At 67.8% G+C, this 17,109-nt stretch carries 12 protein-coding genes, 3 rRNA genes and 1 pseudogene; 4 read left to right on the forward strand and 12 right to left on the reverse strand.

Annotation, left to right across the window (positions count from 1 at the left end; all coding sequences use genetic code 11):
- Positions 1 to 38: 38 nt before the first annotated feature.
- Positions 39 to 317 (reverse strand): glutaredoxin family protein, encoded by a 279-nt coding sequence (locus tag MUK52_RS13230; protein ID WP_114053610.1) that lies wholly within the window; start codon positions 315 to 317, stop codon positions 39 to 41.
- A 121-nt stretch (positions 318 to 438) separates the two neighbouring features.
- Here MUK52_RS13230 and MUK52_RS13235 point away from each other — a divergent pair, with 121 nt between their 5' ends.
- The 3 genes from MUK52_RS13235 to MUK52_RS13245 all read left to right on the forward strand — a co-directional run bounded on the left by MUK52_RS13235 (position 439) and on the right by MUK52_RS13245 (position 4,068).
- Entirely contained in the window at positions 439 to 1,398 is a 960-nt protein-coding gene (locus MUK52_RS13235; RefSeq protein ID WP_114053609.1) for an HAD family hydrolase, read from the forward strand.
- Between the two features lie 395 nt (positions 1,399 to 1,793).
- Positions 1,794 to 2,588, forward strand: a complete 795-nt coding sequence (locus MUK52_RS13240) for an ECF subfamily RNA polymerase sigma factor, BldN family (RefSeq protein ID WP_114053608.1) — start codon at positions 1,794 to 1,796, stop codon at positions 2,586 to 2,588.
- A gap of 277 nt (positions 2,589 to 2,865) precedes the next feature.
- Positions 2,866 to 4,068: a DUF5667 domain-containing protein gene (locus MUK52_RS13245; RefSeq protein WP_284576308.1), complete on the forward strand. Its 1,203-nt coding sequence runs from the start codon at positions 2,866 to 2,868 to the stop codon at positions 4,066 to 4,068.
- Between the two features lie 85 nt (positions 4,069 to 4,153).
- Here MUK52_RS13245 and MUK52_RS13250 read toward each other — a convergent pair whose 3' ends face one another.
- The 8 genes and pseudogenes from MUK52_RS13250 to MUK52_RS13285 all read right to left on the reverse strand — a co-directional run bounded on the left by MUK52_RS13250 (position 4,154) and on the right by MUK52_RS13285 (position 10,935).
- Positions 4,154 to 5,194 carry a lysophospholipid acyltransferase family protein gene (locus tag MUK52_RS13250; RefSeq protein WP_114053606.1) on the reverse strand — a complete coding sequence of 347 codons (1,041 nt, stop codon included), beginning with the start codon at positions 5,192 to 5,194 and terminating at the stop codon, positions 4,154 to 4,156.
- A pseudogene (locus MUK52_RS13255) lies at positions 5,194 to 6,261 on the reverse strand (NAD-dependent epimerase/dehydratase family protein); the annotation flags it as partial. The pseudogene MUK52_RS13255 and the gene MUK52_RS13250, both read right to left, overlap by 1 nt.
- Positions 6,262 to 6,358: 97 nt before the next feature.
- Entirely contained in the window at positions 6,359 to 6,457 is a 99-nt protein-coding gene (locus tag MUK52_RS13260) for a 30S ribosomal protein bS22 (protein WP_003948845.1), read from the reverse strand.
- 162 nt (positions 6,458 to 6,619) lie between these two features.
- Positions 6,620 to 6,829 (reverse strand): helix-turn-helix domain-containing protein, encoded by a 210-nt coding sequence (locus MUK52_RS13265; protein ID WP_284576404.1) that lies wholly within the window; start codon positions 6,827 to 6,829, stop codon positions 6,620 to 6,622.
- A 114-nt stretch (positions 6,830 to 6,943) separates the two neighbouring features.
- Positions 6,944 to 7,774: a phosphatase gene (locus MUK52_RS13270; RefSeq protein ID WP_114053603.1), complete on the reverse strand. Its 831-nt coding sequence runs from the start codon at positions 7,772 to 7,774 to the stop codon at positions 6,944 to 6,946.
- A 117-nt stretch (positions 7,775 to 7,891) separates the two neighbouring features.
- Entirely contained in the window at positions 7,892 to 9,061 is a 1,170-nt protein-coding gene (locus MUK52_RS13275) for an acetoin utilization protein AcuC (RefSeq protein WP_114053602.1), read from the reverse strand.
- Complete coding sequence (locus tag MUK52_RS13280; RefSeq protein WP_114053601.1) at positions 9,012 to 10,238, reverse strand: MFS transporter; 1,227 nt, start codon at positions 10,236 to 10,238, stop codon at positions 9,012 to 9,014. Before MUK52_RS13280 ends, MUK52_RS13275 begins: the two co-directional genes overlap by 50 nt.
- A gap of 43 nt (positions 10,239 to 10,281) precedes the next feature.
- A complete protein-coding gene (locus MUK52_RS13285) occupies positions 10,282 to 10,935 on the reverse strand; it encodes an HAD family hydrolase (RefSeq protein ID WP_284576408.1) in 654 nt (217 codons plus the stop codon).
- 69 nt (positions 10,936 to 11,004) lie between these two features.
- Between MUK52_RS13285 and MUK52_RS13290 the strand changes: the two genes are divergently transcribed.
- On the forward strand, positions 11,005 to 11,601 hold the full coding sequence (locus MUK52_RS13290; RefSeq protein WP_284576411.1) for a Uma2 family endonuclease: 597 nt from the start codon (positions 11,005 to 11,007) through the stop codon (positions 11,599 to 11,601).
- A 74-nt stretch (positions 11,602 to 11,675) separates the two neighbouring features.
- On the opposite strand, the gene rrf is transcribed toward MUK52_RS13290, so the two are convergent.
- From rrf to MUK52_RS13305, 3 genes are all read right to left on the reverse strand, one after another.
- Positions 11,676 to 11,792 (reverse strand): 5S ribosomal RNA (gene rrf / locus MUK52_RS13295).
- A gap of 75 nt (positions 11,793 to 11,867) precedes the next feature.
- Positions 11,868 to 14,973 (reverse strand): 23S ribosomal RNA (locus tag MUK52_RS13300).
- Between the two features lie 281 nt (positions 14,974 to 15,254).
- A 16S ribosomal RNA gene (locus MUK52_RS13305) occupies positions 15,255 to 16,777 on the reverse strand.
- The 16S, 23S and 5S rRNA genes sit together here, the layout of an rRNA operon.
- Positions 16,778 to 17,109: the final 332 nt, after the last annotated feature.

Consider the following 17,109-nt stretch of genomic DNA (forward strand, 5'->3'; position numbering starts at 1 on the left):
GATCCCACAAAACGCCCATGATGGTAGCCGTCGGGCGGTCAGCCTTCCAACGCCCGGCGCAGCCGGTCCGGGTTCACCCTCCAGAAGGTGTGCTGCTCGCCGTCCACGAGGACCACCGGGATCTGCTCCCAGTGCCGCCGGTAGAGCTCCTCGTCCTGGGAGATGTCCTTCTTCTCCCACGGCGCGCCCACCTCGGCGCAGACGCGGGCGACCACGGCCTCGGCGTCGTCGCACAGATGGCACCCCGGCTTGCCGATGAGGGTGACCATCCGCTCGCCGGGGCTCTTCTTTTCCTTGCGGCGCAGCAAAGGGCTCATGCCCCCATTCTCACGCCCCGCGCGCCGACCCCCGTGCGCCGGCCCCCGCGCACCGAGGAGTTCACGCCCCGGCAATCGCGCGGTTTCGGGAAGTCCCGAACACAGTGGCTATGCTCGCGTCATGGCCGCTCGAGGATGGCTCACCCCCCGTAGGCGCTCCGCCACCGCGCGGAGCGTGCTGGCAGGCGAGGCCTCGGCCGAGGCCGCCCGCAAGACCGCCCAGGTCCTCGAAGCGGAGGCGCCTGCGGAGGCCGCCGGGCCCGAGCCCGCCCTGCCCGAGGCCGTCGAACCGGAATTCCCGGTGGCCGGGGACGACCTGGCCGCCGCCTTCTTCGACCTCGACAACACCGTCATGCAGGGCGCGGCGATCTTCCACTTCGGCCGCGGCCTGTACAAGCGGGAGTTCTTCCGCCGCCGCGAACTCGCCCGCTTCGCCTGGCAGCAGGCCTGGTTCCGGCTGGCCGGGGTCGAGGACCCCGAGCACATGCAGGACGCCCGCGACAGCGCGCTGTCCATCGTCAAGGGGCACCGGGTCAGCGAGCTCATGTCCATCGGCGAGGAGATCTACGACGAGTACATGGCCGAGCGGATCTGGCCGGGTACGCGCGCCCTGGCCCAGGCCCACATCGACGCCGGCCAGAAGGTGTGGCTGGTGACGGCCGCGCCGGTCGAGACGGCCACGATCATCGCCCGCCGGCTCGGCCTGACGGGCGCCCTGGGCACGGTCGCCGAATCCGTGGACGGCGTCTACACCGGCCGCCTGGTCGGCGAGCCGCTGCACGGCCCGGCGAAGGCGGAGGCGGTGCGCGCGCTGGCGGTGGCGGAGGGCCTCGACCTGGAGCGGTGCGCGGCGTACTCCGATTCGCACAACGACATTCCGATGCTGTCACTCGTCGGGCATCCGTACGCGATCAATCCGGACACAAAACTGCGCAAGCATGCCCGTGAGCACGACTGGCGGCTGCGCGACTATCGGACCGGCCGCAAGGCCGTGAAGGTCGGCGTCCCGGCGGCCGCCGGGGTCGGCGCGATCGCGGGCGGCGCGGCCGCCGCCATCGCCCTGCACCGCCGCCGCAAGTAGCCTCCGCGGCGCCCGGGCGGCCCGCCGCCTGCACCGGAGCACCCCGGCCGCCCGTACGGCGGCGAGCGCGCCGACCCGCCGGGCCGCCCGGCGCACATTCCCCCAGCCCTACCCGCGCAGGCGGGCGGGCACGCACGCCTGCGCGACCCGGTCCCGAGCCAGCCTGGAACTGCCCATTCCGCGCCATCGACCGATCAACAAGCGATCACCAATTGCGACCGAATATGCCTTCGACACGCAACAGAAGTGTCGGAATCGATGATTTGTGCAACTGGGTGTAGTGCCGCCTGTACGAAGCGTTATTCTCCTCAGACGCATGCCGCCGCCCATCTGTCGCCACGACGGGTGAACGGCCTCGCACTGCACGTGATGGAAGCTCTGCCTCTGGGAGTCCCGTGTACCCACCTGTCGGGGTTGACGCCTCGGGCCTGGCTACGCTGCGCGCAACGGTCCTGGACCACCTGCGCGGCTTCGTCCCCACCGCGTACGCCGTCCCTGCCCTCGCCGCCGGCCTCGGCCCGGCCGGTCCTTGCTATGCCCTGGCCGACGGCGGAGCGACGGTGGGCAGACGCGGTCGCGCGGCCGGCACCGCCACCACCGGCACCACGGCCCCGGCCGCCCGCCGGCCCACCGCGGACAGCGACCAGGCCCGCATGATGGACCTGGTCGAGCGCGCGCAGGCCGGCGAGGCCGAGGCGTTCGGCCGGCTGTACGACCAGTACAGCGACACGGTGTACCGGTACATCTACTACCGCGTGGGCGGCAAGGCGACCGCGGAGGACCTCACCAGCGAGACGTTCCTGCGCGCCCTGCGCCGCATCTCGACCTTCACCTGGCAGGGGCGCGACTTCGGCGCCTGGCTCGTGACGATCGCCCGCAACCTCGTGGCCGACCACTTCAAGTCCAGCCGCTTCCGCCTCGAAGTGACCACGGGCGAGATGCTCGACGCGAACGAGGTGGAACGGTCCCCCGAGGACTCGGTGCTGGAGTCCCTCTCCAACGCCGCCCTGCTGGAGGCGGTCCGCAAGCTCAACCCGCAGCAGCAGGAGTGCGTGACCCTGCGCTTCCTCCAGGGCCTGTCGGTCGCGGAGACGGCCCGGGTGATGGGGAAGAACGAGGGCGCCATCAAGACCCTCCAGTACCGGGCGGTGCGCACCCTGGCCCGCCTGCTCCCGGAAGACGCCCGCTGATTTCCTCCCCGACGGCCCCCGCCCCGCCGCCGCAGGCCTCCCCCCACCCCTTCCGACCGCTCACCATCCACACAACCGGTGACCCCTCGATGACGCTGTGGTCCGATCATCCTTCGTCCGTAACCCAACTGCCGCGCCGCTCGTTGTGCGGGATGCAGGCTCCCTTTGGACGCGCCCTGCCCGAAGCCGCTCACTCGAAAGGGTGGATGTGCTCAAGGAAGGCAACCTTCCGGACACCTTGGGGAGTCGATCGTCATGACGAGAGGAGGTGCCGCCAGTGATCGCGAACGTGACTCCGCACCGGCGGGCGAACGCCTTCGCCCAGGCCCTGGAGGATCGGAACCCGTCGTCCGACCTTTCCGAACCTGACCCGGCGGCCGAGCAGTCCGAGGCACCTGCCGAATCTGCCGACCACGAGCGGTTGTTGGCCCTGGCGAGCGTGCTCGGCGAAATGCCGCGCCCGGTGCTGGACCCCGAGGTCAAAGTGGTGCAGCGAGCGCAGCTCGTGGCCGCCATGGAGGCCATGGTGATGGAGGAGAGGGCCGGAGGCGGTGCCGCTTCGGACCCTCAGCTGCCCGAGCAGCGGGCCGGCCGCGGCGCCCACCGGGCGACCTCGCTCCGGAAACTGCGGCCCCGCTCCCGCTGGTCCAAGGGCATCGCGGCAGGCGGCCTCACCGTGGGTGTGGCCGCGGGGGCCTTCAGCGGAGTCGCCGCTGCCAGCACGGACGCCCTCCCCGGTGACACCCTCTACCCGGTCAAACGGGGCATGGAGGACCTCAAGCTCGGCATGGCCGACGAGGACGCCGACCGGGGCGAGCTCTACCTGGACCAGGCCTCGAACCGCTTGTCGGAGGCGCGCCGCCTGATGGAGCGCGGCCGAACGGGCGTCCTGGACCACGAATCGCTGGGCGCGATCCGCCGCGCCCTGGACGGCATGAAGCACGACGCGGCCGAAGGCCACCGACTGCTCCAGGCCGCGTACGAGCGGGACGGCTCGCTGGGCCCGATCCAGACGCTGTCGTCGTTCTCCCGCTCCCACCGCGACGCATGGGGCAGGCTCCGCGACAAGCTCCCCGCCCAACTGGGCGACGTCGGCGGCGAGGTGGAGTCGGTCTTCCAGGCCATAGACGATGACGTGGCGCCCCTCCAGGCCCTCCTCCCGAAGGCTCCGGAGCAGACGCAGGGCAACGGCGGCGCCCCGGCCCGGCCGAGCGCCCCGGCCGGGCAGCAGCAGGCCCCGGCGCCGGGCGCGGGAGCACCCGCCGCAAGCCAGGCCCCGGACGCACCGCCCGCCGCGCAGCCGACACCGGCTCCCGGCAGCGGCCTCCTCGGCGGTACAGGCGACCTGCTGAAGCCTCCGGCGCAGCCCACGCCCGGCTCGACCGCGGGGTCGCAGGCCCCGCAGCCGGAGATCACCCTCCCGCCGCTGCTCCCCGGCCTGCTCCCTGGCCTGGGACTGACGGCGGAGGACGCCGAGTAGGGCCCCGCCCTGCACGGCACGAGGTGCCCGGCCCCCGCGGGGGACCGGGCACCTCGTCCTGCCGGACGCCGGAACGATCCGGGCGTCAGAAGAAGACGGACCTCCGCTGCACCAGCAGCTTGTACAGCGTGTGCTGGATCTGCTCGCGCACCTCGTCCGTCAGGTTGAACATCAGCATCGGGTCCTCCGCCGCCTCCGGCGGGTAGCCGTCCGTCGCGATCGGCTCCCCGAACTGGATCGTCCACTTCGTCGGCAGCGGCACGGCCCCGAGCGGGCCCAGCCACGGGAACGTCGGCGTGACCGGGAAGTACGGCAGCCCGAGGAGCCGCGCGAGCGTCTTCGCGTTGCCGACCATCGGGTAGATCTCCTCCGCGCCGACGATGGAGCACGGCACGATCGGGGTGCCCGCCCGCAGCGCCGTCGACACGAACCCGCCCCGCCCGAACCGCTGGAGCCGGTACCGGTCGCCGAACGGCTTCCCTATCCCCTTGAACCCCTCGGGCATGACGCCGACGAGCTCGCCCGCCTCCAGGAGGCGCTGCGCGTCCTCCGCGCACGCCAGCGTGTGCCCGGCCTTGCGCGCCAGCTCGCCGACGACCGGCAGCATGAACACCAGGTCCGCCGCCAGCAGCCGCAGGTGACGCTGTGCGGGATGCCGGTCGTGGACGGCGACCTGCATCATCAGCCCGTCCAGCGGCAGCGTCCCGGAGTGGTTCGCCACGATCAGCGCCCCGCCCTCGGCCGGGATGTTCTCGACGCCCCTGACCTCGACGCGGAAGTAGCTGTCGAACAGCGGCCGCATCAGGGACATCAGGACCTGGTCCGTCAGCTCCCGGTCGTAGCCGAACTCGTCGACCTCGTACTCGCCCGTGATGCGGCGCCGCAGGAACGCCAGCCCCGATGCGAGCCGCCGCTCCCAGCCGGGACCCTCCGCGCCGGCCCGCGGGCCGGACGGAGCGCCGTCCGCGCCGTCGCGCGGCCCGCCCGGGACCGGTGTGCCGGCCTCCGGGCCCGCCTCGGCGTCCGGCGCCGGTGCGGGGCCGGGCACAGCGCGGACGGCGCGCCGGTCGGCGCCGCGCCGCCGCGGCCGGTCCTCGTCGAACGGAATGACCTTGGCGTCCGCCACTATCGCTGCGCTCCCTCGTCGGCTCCGGCAACCCCGGCGTCCAGCATGCCCGCGACCCGGTCCACGGCCCGGGCCAGCCGCTCCGGCGGCAGCAGCCCGCTACCCCGGCCGGCCGCGAAGTCGGCGAACGTCTCGGAGGTCGAGTACATCGGCTTGAAGCCCAGCACCTCCCGCATCTGCGCGGTCTCCACGACCCGCCCGTGCGTGAGGAGCCGGATCTGCTCGGGCGAGAACTCGGTGACCCCGACCACCCGCAGCGCGGCCCCCACCCAGCCGACCGCGGGCTGCGCGAGCGGCAGCGTCGGCCGGCCCAGCCGCCGCGCGCACTGCGACAGCAGCAGGACACCGTCCCCGGCGATGTTGAAGGTGCCGCTGTTGAGGGTGCCCCGCCGCGGCTCCTGCGCCGCCATCCGCAGCACCTCCAGGACGTCCTCCTCGTGGACGAACTGCAGCCGCGGGTCGTGGCCGAGCACGGTCGGCAGGACGGGCATCGAGAAGTACTCGGCGAGCGCCGAGTCCGCGTACGGGCCGAGGATGTTCGCGAACCGCAGGACGCACACCGCGACGTCGGGCCGCCGCCGGGCGAACCCCCGGACATACGACTCGACCTCGCCGGCGTCCTTCGCGAAGCCCGGCGGCGGCTGCGACTTCGGCTGGGTGGTCTCGGTGAAGACGGCCGGATCCCGCGGGGTGCCCCCGTACACGCTGGTACTGGACTTCACCACGAGGCGGCGCACCGTGGGCGACTTCTGGCAGGCGCCCAGCAGCTGCATCGTCCCGATGACGTTGGTCTCCTTGACGGCGCTGCCCGTGCCGCCCGTCGCGGAGCTGCCCCCGGTGACCGCGAGGTGGACGACCGTGTCGACGGCGTGTTCGGCGAGGACCCGCGCCACGGACGACTGCCGGATGTCGGTCCGGACGAACTCGGCGCGCCCGAGGTTGTGCGGCGGCGGGACCGCGTCGACGGCGACGACGCGCTCGACCTCCGGGTCCCGTTGGATCCGCCGTACGAAGCGGCCTCCCAACTGCCGGGCAGCCCCGGTCACGAGCACGACCTTCCCCACGAGCCCCGCGCCTCCCTCGTCCCCGCCTGTTCCCGGCTACACCGCAGCCCCTCCACCAAAGGATGGTGGAGGGGCTGCGGAGAACACGTACAGCTGCCGTTTACTTCTTGTTACGGCGCTGAACGCGGGTGCGCTTGAGCAGCTTGCGGTGCTTCTTCTTGGCCATCCGCTTACGCCGCTTCTTGATAACAGAGCCCACGACTACCCTCGCTCACTTCTCGGAACATCCCCGCGCCCGCGGGGATCGGTGCGGGGCGTCTGGGCCCACACGACCTACGTCGGCCTAGCCTACCCGCCCGAGCTCCGAGCTTGTAATCCGAGGCGACCCGAAGGTGGCCCAAAGGTGTCGCGGGCCCCACTCTCAGGCCGACTCCACCCCCACATAGGACTCTCGGAGGTACTCGTGGACCGCGGTCTCGGGGACCCGGAAGGACCGGCCCACCCGGATTGCGGGCAGATGACCGTTGTGCACCAGGCGGTACACGGTCATCTTCGACACTCGCATCACCGAGGCGACCTCCGCCACGGTCAGGAACTGAACCTCACTGAGAGGCCTCTCGCCAGCAGCCATGACACACCTTGACCTTCCGTGCATGACGGGCACCGGCTTCCCCTCCGGTTACTCCTCGTCGTCGCACGCTCACTCCCCAGATTAGGGGCGCGTGATACGAGTGGGGAAGAGGAGCTACGGCCACTCCTGCGCGCCCGGCAGACTCGCCCGGTCCAGTAGATACCGCGTGAGCGGTCTGTAGTAGTCCGCGCGCACGCCGTCATCAACCGGAACCGCCACCGCGACGCGCCCCTCGGCCTCCCCGACGAAGACCGCCGGATCGTCCGTGTCCGCCAGCCCGATCGCGTCCACACCGAGCTGACCTGCACCGCAGACCCACCCGTGGTCCCCGATGACCAGCTGCGGCAGCGGCCCTGCGCCCTCCGCGAGGGCCTCCAGCGCGATCCGAACCGGCAGGGGTGAATGGGTGTGCGCGCCGGTGGCACTCCCGGGAGGCCGCGCGCCGGGTGCTCGCACCAGCGCGACCCCCCGTACGTAGTCGAGGCAGTGCGTGCGTACCCCGAACCGGGTCGCGACGTCGATGCGCGCGCCCTGCGCGGGGGTGAGGACGACACAGCCGGCCGCCGACAGGGCCCGGGCCAAACTGGCGTAGAACTCCAGGAGGCGGTGGGGGTGGCCGGTGCCGAACAGGACGGGTTCCCGGGCGGCCGCCGCCGCTCCCAGCCGCTCCGCGAACGCCCGGAGCGCGGCGAGGGTCCGCTCCGGGTCGATCAGGTCCGGGCCGCTGACGTGGGCGGGGTCGGCGGAGACCCCGCATCTGTCCGCCATGAGGTGCAGGAGTTCCCGCTCGCCCCAGCCGGGTTCGGGGTCGAGGCCGAGGAGCGCACGGGGGTCGCCGGCCGCGAACAGCCGGTAGCTGCGCAGGCTCTCCTCGCGGGTGGTCGCGACGGGCCCGGCGAGGCGGGCGGCCAGCAGGTGCGCTCGCAGTGCGCCGGTGCTCAACACCCGTCCGATGCTGCCGCACCGGGCCCGGCGGGGTGCCGGTTCGGGCGGGATTGCGCACAGTTGGCGTAACGATGCTTCACCTGTGCCGCCCGGGGTGCGGGCGGGGCGGCGTACCGGCTAGGGGAGCATCCCGCGGAGCGGGAACACGGCCCGCCGGGCGGCGAGGACGGCCTGGTCGGCGCGGTCGGCCGGGTCGTAGCCGGCGTCCCAGTCCCGCCAGGCGGCGTCCCGTCCGTCGGTCATCCGGCCCGGCGCGAGCTGACGGGTCCGCGCGTACACCTCGTCCCGCCAGGAGGCGGGTAGGGCCGCGGCGGGGTCGACGGGCCGGTGGGCGGCGATCCCGACGAGGTGGGTCCAGGAGCGGGGCACGACGTCGACGACGGCGTACCCGCCGCCGCCGAGGGCGAGCCACCGGCCGCCGGCGTGCTCGTGGGCGAGCCGGTGGCAGGATTCCTGGACGGCGCGCTGGGCGTCGAGGGACACCGCCAGGTGCGCGAGCGGGTCCTCGAAGTGGGTGTCGGCGCCGTGCTGGGTGACGAGCACCTGCGGCCGGAAGTCGGCGAGGAGTTCGGGGACGGTGGCGTGGAAGGCCCGCAGCCAGCCCTCGTCTCCGGTGCCGGCGGGGAGGGCGATGTTGGCGGCGGTGCCTTCGGCTCCGGTCCCGCCGGTCTCCTGCGGCCAGCCGGTCTGCGGGAAGAGGGTGGCGGGGTGTTCGTGCAGGGAGACGGTCAGGACCCTCGGGTCGTCCCAGAACGCCGCCTGGACGCCGTCGCCGTGGTGGACGTCGACGTCCACGTAGGCGACGCGTTCGGCGCCGAGTTCGAGCAGGCGGGCGATGGCGAGGGCGGCGTCGTTGTAGACGCAGAACCCGGAGGCGCCGCCGGGCATGGCGTGGTGGAGTCCCCCGGCGAAGTTGACGGCGTGGGCGGCCTCGCCCCGCCAGACGGCCTCGGCGGCCGCGACGGACTGCCCGGCGATGAGCGCGGACGCCTCGTGCATGCCGCGGAACGCCGGGTCGTCGACGGTGCCGAGCCCGTACGACCCGTCGGCGGCGCCGGGGTCGGCGGACGCGCCGCGGACGGCGGCGATGTAGTCCTCCCGGTGCACGAGCCGCAGGGTGGAGTCGCCGGCGGGCGGCGCGGACCGCACCTCCACCTCGCGGTCCAGTCCGAAGGCGCGCACGAGGCCCATCGTCAGGGCCAGGCGCACCGGGTCCATCGGATGGCTCGGCCCGAAGTCATAGCCGGTCACGGCCTCGTCCCACATCACCAACCCGCGGCTGCTCATGCGGGACACCGTATAGGGCGCCGCCGGAGCCGAACGAACGGGCGTACAGCAGCGTGACCAGCACGAGGGCAGCCGGTACGAGCATCGCCCCGCGGGGGCTCCAGGCGTCGCCGAGCGCGCCGACGAGCGGTGAACCGATGAGGAATCCGGCGTAGTTGAAGATGTTCAGCCGGGCGACGGCGGCGTCGGAGGATTGCGGGTACAGCCGCCCGGCGGCCGCGAAGGTCTGCGGCACGATGACGCAGAGCCCGAGTCCGAGGAGCGTGAACCCGGCCATTCCGGCCCAGGGTCCGGGCGCCGCGGCGACGACGGCGAACCCGCCGGCGGCGAGGACCGTCCCGGCCCGTACGACGGCTGCCGCGCCGAAGCGGCGCACGCCGAGGTCGCCGACGGCGCGCCCGGCGAGCGTGGTGGCCATGTACAGGTTGTAGGGGAGCGTGGCAAGTTGCTCGGAGCCGCCGAGGACGTCCAGGACGTACTTGGCGCTCCAGTTGGAGACGGTCGCGTCGCCGATGTACGCGCACGTCATCACGGCGCAGAGCGGCAGCAGCGGCCGGAAGCCGCCGGTTCCGGCAGCGTCCTGCGGTGTCCGGCCGGTCGGCGGCGGACCGGGCCGGTCTGCGGTGTGGAGGGGGCCGGCGGCAAGGATGCCGGGGAGGAGTACGGCGGCTGCGGCGAGGTAGGTCGCGGGCAGCCCGAGGTGCCAGTGGGCGGCGGCCCAGGCGGCGGACGCGCCGGCGATCCCGCCGAGGCTGTAGGCGGCGTGGAAGCCGAGCATGATGCTGCGGCCGTAGCCGTGCTGGAGGCTGACGCCGAGCATGTTCATGGACGCGTCGAGCGCGCCGACGGCCAGCCCGAACACGGCGAGCGCGGCGGCCGCGTGGCCCAGGGTGCGGCCGGCGCCGACGCCGAGGAGGGACAGCAGGACGAGCGGCTGCGACCACCGGAGCACGGCGGCGGGCCCGACGCTCCGGGCGAGGCGCCCGGCGGCGACGCTGCCGACCCCGGCCAGGACCGGCACGGCGGCGAGGAAGGCCGGCAGCAGGGCGTCGGATATCCCGTACCGGTCCTGGATCGCGGGGATCCGCGTCACGAGGAGCGCGAACGCGACGCCTTGGGCGAGGAAGCAGAACCCGAGGGCGCCCCGCGCACGCCGCAGCCGAAGATCCTCCGTCATGGCGGCACAGCGTACGGCCGGGGCCTACCTGTGGGTAGGGATCTCACACGGGTAGTTCGAGGAGGCGGGGCAGCTCCTTCATGTCGGAGAAGTGGCCGGTGGCGCCGGCGAGCCGCTCGGCGGGCATCATGCCGGTGAACCCGTAGACGTCCATGCCGGCGGCGAGGGCGGCCTGGACGCCGAGCGGGCTGTCCTCGACGACGACGCAGCGGGCGGGCGGCACGCCCATGCTGCGGGCGGCGTGCAGGAAGAGGTCGGGGGCGGGCTTGCCGCGGCCGACGTCCTGGGCGCTGAAGACGATGCCGTCGCCGAACCACCGGCCGAGCCCGGCGGCCCGGTGGCCGACCCGTATCCGCTCGTGGCTGCCGGAGGAGGCGAGACAGTACGGGACTTGGTGCGCGGTGAGTGCGGCGAGCACGTCCTCGACACCGGGGACGGGGGCGAGTTCGCGCGCGAACGCGGCGAAGGTCCGCGCGTGGAGGGTGTCGTCGAAGTCGTCCGGCAGCCGCTGACCGGTCCGCTCCCGGACGAGGTCGTGGACGCGGTGCACGGCGGCGCCCATGTAGTCGCGGACGGAGTCCTCGTAGGAGGTGGGGTGCCCGAGCTCGGTGAGGTACCCGGCGAGGATGGTGTTGGCGACGGGCTCGCTGTCCACCAGCACACCGTCGTTGTCGAAGATGACGAGGTCATAGCGCATGCCCCCAACGTAGACGCACCCCCTGTTGCCCTGCGGATACGCTGGTCGGGCACCCACCAGGAGGAGTCCATGGCCGATCTCACCCCCGAGCAGATGCGCCGCCTGCACGACTTCGCGGAAGAGCTCGCGGCGCTGGCCGAGCACCAGGAAGACCAGTGGAAGGTGCAGACCACCGACGGCCAGATCTTCCTCACGATGATGAGCCCGACGGCTCCCCATGGCCTGAACGTGGTCCGGCTGCGTCGGCAGATCGAGGCGCAGACCCCGGAGGTCATCGCGCTGAGCGACACGAACATGGGAGATCCGGAGACCGGGTTGACGAAGGTCCCCGACCTGATGGTGATCGCGGAGGAGGACGTCGACGACACCGCGAAGGTCGTGAACTCGCGGGACGTCATGCTGGTGGTCGAGGTCGTCTCACGGACGAACTCCCTGACGGACATCCGCGACAAGCTGCTGGACTACCCGAAGATGGGAATTCCGCTGTACGTCATGGTGGATCCTCGGAAGGACAGGAAGACGGTCACGGTCCACAGCGACCCTTCGCGGGGACCCGACGGGATCCGCTTCCGCAAGGAAGTCCCCTACGCCTTCGGGGAGACCGTCACCGCCGGCCGATGGTCCCTCGACACGACGTCTCTGAAGAGCTATCCCGCCGAATGGTGAGGGCGGGGCATTCCCCCCCTGAAACGCAGGAAAGCCCCGCACCAGAGCTGGTGCGGGGCTTTCCCACAATGATTGTTCGGCGGCGTCCTACTCTCCCACAGGGTCCCCCCTGCAGTACCATCGGCGCTGAAAGGCTTAGCTTCCGGGTTCGGAATGTAACCGGGCGTTTCCCTAACGCTATGACCACCGAAACACTATGAAGTTGAACTCAAGCCGGCAATGGCGAGTTCGTTGCTTCAGAACTAACACAGTGGACGCGAGCAACTGAGGACAAGCCCTCGGCCTATTAGTACCAGTCAGCTCCACCCGTTACCGGGCTTCCACATCTGGCCTATCAACCCAGTCGTCTACTGGGAGCCTTACCCTCTCAAGGAGGTGGGAATACTCATCTTGAAGCAGGCTTCCCGCTTAGATGCTTTCAGCGGTTATCCCTCCCGAACGTAGCCAACCAGCCATGCCCTTGGCAGGACAACTGGCACACCAGAGGTTCGTCCGTCCCGGTCCTCTCGTACTAGGGACAGCCCTTCTCAATATTCCTACGCGCACAGCGGATAGGGACCGAACTGTCTCACGACGTTCTAAACCCAGCTCGCGTACCGCTTTAATGGGCGAACAGCCCAACCCTTGGGACCGACTCCAGCCCCAGGATGCGACGAGCCGACATCGAGGTGCCAAACCATCCCGTCGATATGGACTCTTGGGGAAGATCAGCCTGTTATCCCCGGGGTACCTTTTATCCGTTGAGCGACGGCGCTTCCACAAGCCACCGCCGGATCACTAGTCCCGACTTTCGTCCCTGCTCGACCCGTCGGTCTCACAGTCAAGCTCCCTTGTGCACTTACACTCAACACCTGATTGCCAACCAGGCTGAGGGAACCTTTGGGCGCCTCCGTTACCCTTTGGGAGGCAACCGCCCCAGTTAAACTACCCATCAGACACTGTCCCTGATCCGGATCACGGACCGAGGTTAGACATCCAGCACGACCAGAGTGGTATTTCAACGACGACTCCACAACCACTGGCGTGGCCGCTTCACAGTCTCCCACCTATCCTACACAAGCCGAACCGAACACCAATATCAAACTGTAGTAAAGGTCCCGGGTCTTTCCGTCCTGCTGCGCGAAACGAGCATCTTTACTCGTAGTGCAATTTCACCGGGCCTATGGTTGAGACAGTCGAGAAGTCGTTACGCCATTCGTGCAGGTCGGAACTTACCCGACAAGGAATTTCGCTACCTTAGGATGGTTATAGTTACCACCGCCGTTTACTGGCGCTTAAGTTCTCAGCTTCGCCCCACCGAAATGGAGCTAACCGGTCCCCTTAACGTTCCAGCACCGGGCAGGCGTCAGTCCGTATACATCGCCTTACGGCTTCGCACGGACCTGTGTTTTTAGTAAACAGTCGCTTCTCGCTGGTCTCTGCGGCCACCCCAGCTCAAGGTGCAAGACCTATCACCAGGAATGGCCCCCTTCTCCCGAAGTTACGGGGCATTTTGCCGAGTTCCTTAACCATAGTTCACCCGAACGCCTCGGTATTCTCTACCTGACCACCTGAGTCGGTTTAGGTACGGGCCGCCATGAAACTCGCTAGAGGCTTTTCTCGACAGCATAGGATCATCCACTTCGCCACAATCGGCTCGGCATCAGGTCTCAACCTTGTATGAGGGACGGATTTGCCTACCCCTCGGCCTACACCCTTACCCCGGGACAACCACCGCCCGGGCTGGACTACCTTCCTGCGTCACCCCATCGCTTACCTACTACAAGTCCGGTTCGTCGGCTCCACCACTTCCCTTCACCCGAAGGATCCAGGACGGCTTCACGGACTTAGCATCGCTCGCCTCGATATTGGGCGTTTCAAAGCGGGTACCGGAATATCAACCGGTTGTCCATCGACTACGCCTGTCGGCCTCGCCTTAGGTCCCGACTTACCCTGGGCAGATCAGCTTGACCCAGGAACCCTTAGTCAATCGGCGCACACGTTTCTCACGTGTGTATCGCTACTCATGCCTGCATTCTCACTCGTGAACCGTCCACAACTCGCTTCCGCGGCTGCTTCACCCGGCACACGACGCTCCCTACCCATCACAGCCTCCGTTGGGAGTATTACTGCAATGACACGACTTCGGCGGTACGCTTGAGCCCCGCTACATTGTCGGCGCGGAATCACTTGACCAGTGAGCTATTACGCACTCTTTCAAGGGTGGCTGCTTCTAAGCCAACCTCCTGGTTGTCTCTGCGACTCCACATCCTTTCCCACTTAGCGTACGCTTAGGGGCCTTAGTCGATGCTCTGGGCTGTTTCCCTCTCGACCATGGAGCTTATCCCCCACAGTCTCACTGCCGCGCTCTCACTTACCGGCATTCGGAGTTTGGCTAAGGTCAGTAACCCGGTAGGGCCCATCGCCTATCCAGTGCTCTACCTCCGGCAAGAAACACACGACGCTGCACCTAAATGCATTTCGGGAGAACCAGCTATCACGGAGTTTGATTGGCCTTTCACCCTAACCACAGGTCATCCCCCAGGTTTTCAACCCTGGTGGGTTCGGTCCTCCACGAAGTCTTACCTCCGCTTCAACCTGCCCATGGCTAGATCACTCCGCTTCGGGTCTAGAGCGTGCAACTCAAACGCCCTGTTCGGACTCGCTTTCGCTACGGCTTCCCCACACGGGTTAACCTCGCTACACACCGCTAACTCGCAGGCTCATTCTTCAAAAGGCACGCAGTCACGAGGATCCGAAGATCCCGACGCTCCCACGGCTTGTAGGCACACGGTTTCAGGTACTATTTCACTCCGCTCCCGCGGTACTTTTCACCATTCCCTCACGGTACTATCCGCTATCGGTCACCAGGGAATATTTAGGCTTAGCGGGTGGTCCCGCCAGATTCACACGGGATTTCTCGGGCCCCGTGCTACTTGGGAGATGAGCAAGCAAGCCGCACAGATTTCAGCTACGGGGTCTTACCTCTACGCCGGACCTTTCGCATGTCCTTCGCCTATCCATACGGTTTCTGACTCGCCCAGCCGCCGGCAGACGACTGAAGCTCATTCCCACAACCCCGCATGCGCAACCCCTGCCGGGTATCACACGCATACGGTTTGGCCTCATCCGGTTTCGCTCGCCACTACTCCCGGAATCACGGTTGTTTTCTCTTCCTGAGGGTACTGAGATGTTTCACTTCCCCTCGTTCCCTCCACACTGCCTATGTGTTCAGCAGCGGGTGACAGCCCATGACGACTGCCGGGTTTCCCCATTCGGACACCCCCGGATCAAAGCTCAGTTGGCAGCTCCCCGGGGCCTATCGCGGCCTCTCACGTCCTTCATCGGTTCCTGGTGCCAAGGCATCCACCGTGCGCCCTTAAAAACTTGGCCACAGATGCTCGCGTCCACTGTGTAGTTCTCAAACAACGACCAGCCACCCGTCACACCCTGCCGAAACAGAGCTTTACCGGGGCCGGCACTGAAGACTAGCCAGACGGCCGTGCCTTCAGGACCCAACAACGTGCCAAGCGCCAGCGCTCTCCGTGTTCTCTCTTCCACGCCCAAGGGCAGTACTGGGAGACCTTTCGAGTCACTCGCGCCAACTAATCAACGTTCCACCCATGAGCTGACCGTGCAGAACGTTTGCCTGCAATCGGTACTGTGCTCCTTAGAAAGGAGGTGATCCAGCCGCACCTTCCGGTACGGCTACCTTGTTACGACTTCGTCCCAATCGCCAGTCCCACCTTCGACGGCTCCCTCCACAAGGGTTGGGCCACCGGCTTCGGGTGTTACCGACTTTCGTGACGTGACGGGCGGTGTGTACAAGGCCCGGGAACGTATTCACCGCAGCAATGCTGATCTGCGATTACTAGCGACTCCGACTTCATGGGGTCGAGTTGCAGACCCCAATCCGAACTGAGACCGGCTTTTTGAGATTCGCTCCACCTCACGGTATCGCAGCTCATTGTACCGGCCATTGTAGCACGTGTGCAGCCCAAGACATAAGGGGCATGATGACTTGACGTCGTCCCCACCTTCCTCCGAGTTGACCCCGGCGGTCTCCTGTGAGTCCCCATCACCCCGAAGGGCATGCTGGCAACACAGGACAAGGGTTGCGCTCGTTGCGGGACTTAACCCAACATCTCACGACACGAGCTGACGACAGCCATGCACCACCTGTATACCGACCACAAGGGGGCACCCATCTCTGGATGTTTCCGGTATATGTCAAGCCTTGGTAAGGTTCTTCGCGTTGCGTCGAATTAAGCCACATGCTCCGCCGCTTGTGCGGGCCCCCGTCAATTCCTTTGAGTTTTAGCCTTGCGGCCGTACTCCCCAGGCGGGGAACTTAATGCGTTAGCTGCGGCACCGACGACGTGGAATGTCGCCAACACCTAGTTCCCAACGTTTACGGCGTGGACTACCAGGGTATCTAATCCTGTTCGCTCCCACGCTTTCGCTCCTCAGCGTCAGTAATGGCCCAGAGATCCGCCTTCGCCACCGGTGTTCCTCCTGATATCTGCGCATTTCACCGCTACACCAGGAATTCCGATCTCCCTACCACACTCTAGCCAGCCCGTATCGAATGCAGACCCGAGGTTAAGCCTCGGGCTTTCACATCCGACGTGACTGGCCGCCTACGAGCTCTTTACGCCCAATAATTCCGGACAACGCTTGCGCCCTACGTATTACCGCGGCTGCTGGCACGTAGTTAGCCGGCGCTTCTTCTGCAGGTACCGTCACTTTCGCTTCTTCCTGCTGAAAGAGGTTTACAACCCGAAGGCCGTCATCCCTCACGCGGCGTCGCTGCATCAGGCTTTCGCCCATTGTGCAATATTCCCCACTGCTGCCTCCCGTAGGAGTCTGGGCCGTGTCTCAGTCCCAGTGTGGCCGGTCGCCCTCTCAGGCCGGCTACCCGTCGTCGCCTTGGTAGGCCATTACCCCACCAACAAGCTGATAGGCCGCGGGCTCATCCTTCACCGCCGGAGCTTTCCACCGCGGAAGATGCCTTCCGCAGTCGTATCCGGTATTAGACCCCGTTTCCAGGGCTTGTCCCAGAGTGAAGGGCAGATTGCCCACGTGTTACTCACCCGTTCGCCACTAATCCCCTCCCGAAGAAGGTTCATCGTTCGACTTGCATGTGTTAAGCACGCCGCCAGCGTTCGTCCTGAGCCAGGATCAAACTCTCCATGAATGTTTACCGGTCATCCGGTGCACACACACGTAGAGCGGGCCAGTCATGCCGGAATAGGACCGACTGACCACTGCGTCCTCGCTGTGTTGTTGCCTGCAAGCACTTCCAGAGGAAGCCTCACAGGTCTTTTTCAAAGGAACCTCATCCACCGGAGTGGACGGGGTATCAACTTCTGGCGTTGATTTTTGGCACGCTGTTGAGTTCTCAAGGAACGGACGCTTCCTTTGTACTCACCCGCAGTAACACTTACTGGGGCTTTCCTCCGGGCTTTCGTTCTTCTTTCCTGCGTTTCCGACTCTATCAGAGTCTTTCGCGCTCCGCTTTCCGGGGTT

This window comes from Streptomyces sp. 2P-4 (genome assembly GCF_030167965.1).
Lineage (GTDB): Bacteria > Actinomycetota > Actinomycetes > Streptomycetales > Streptomycetaceae > Streptomyces > Streptomyces globosus_A.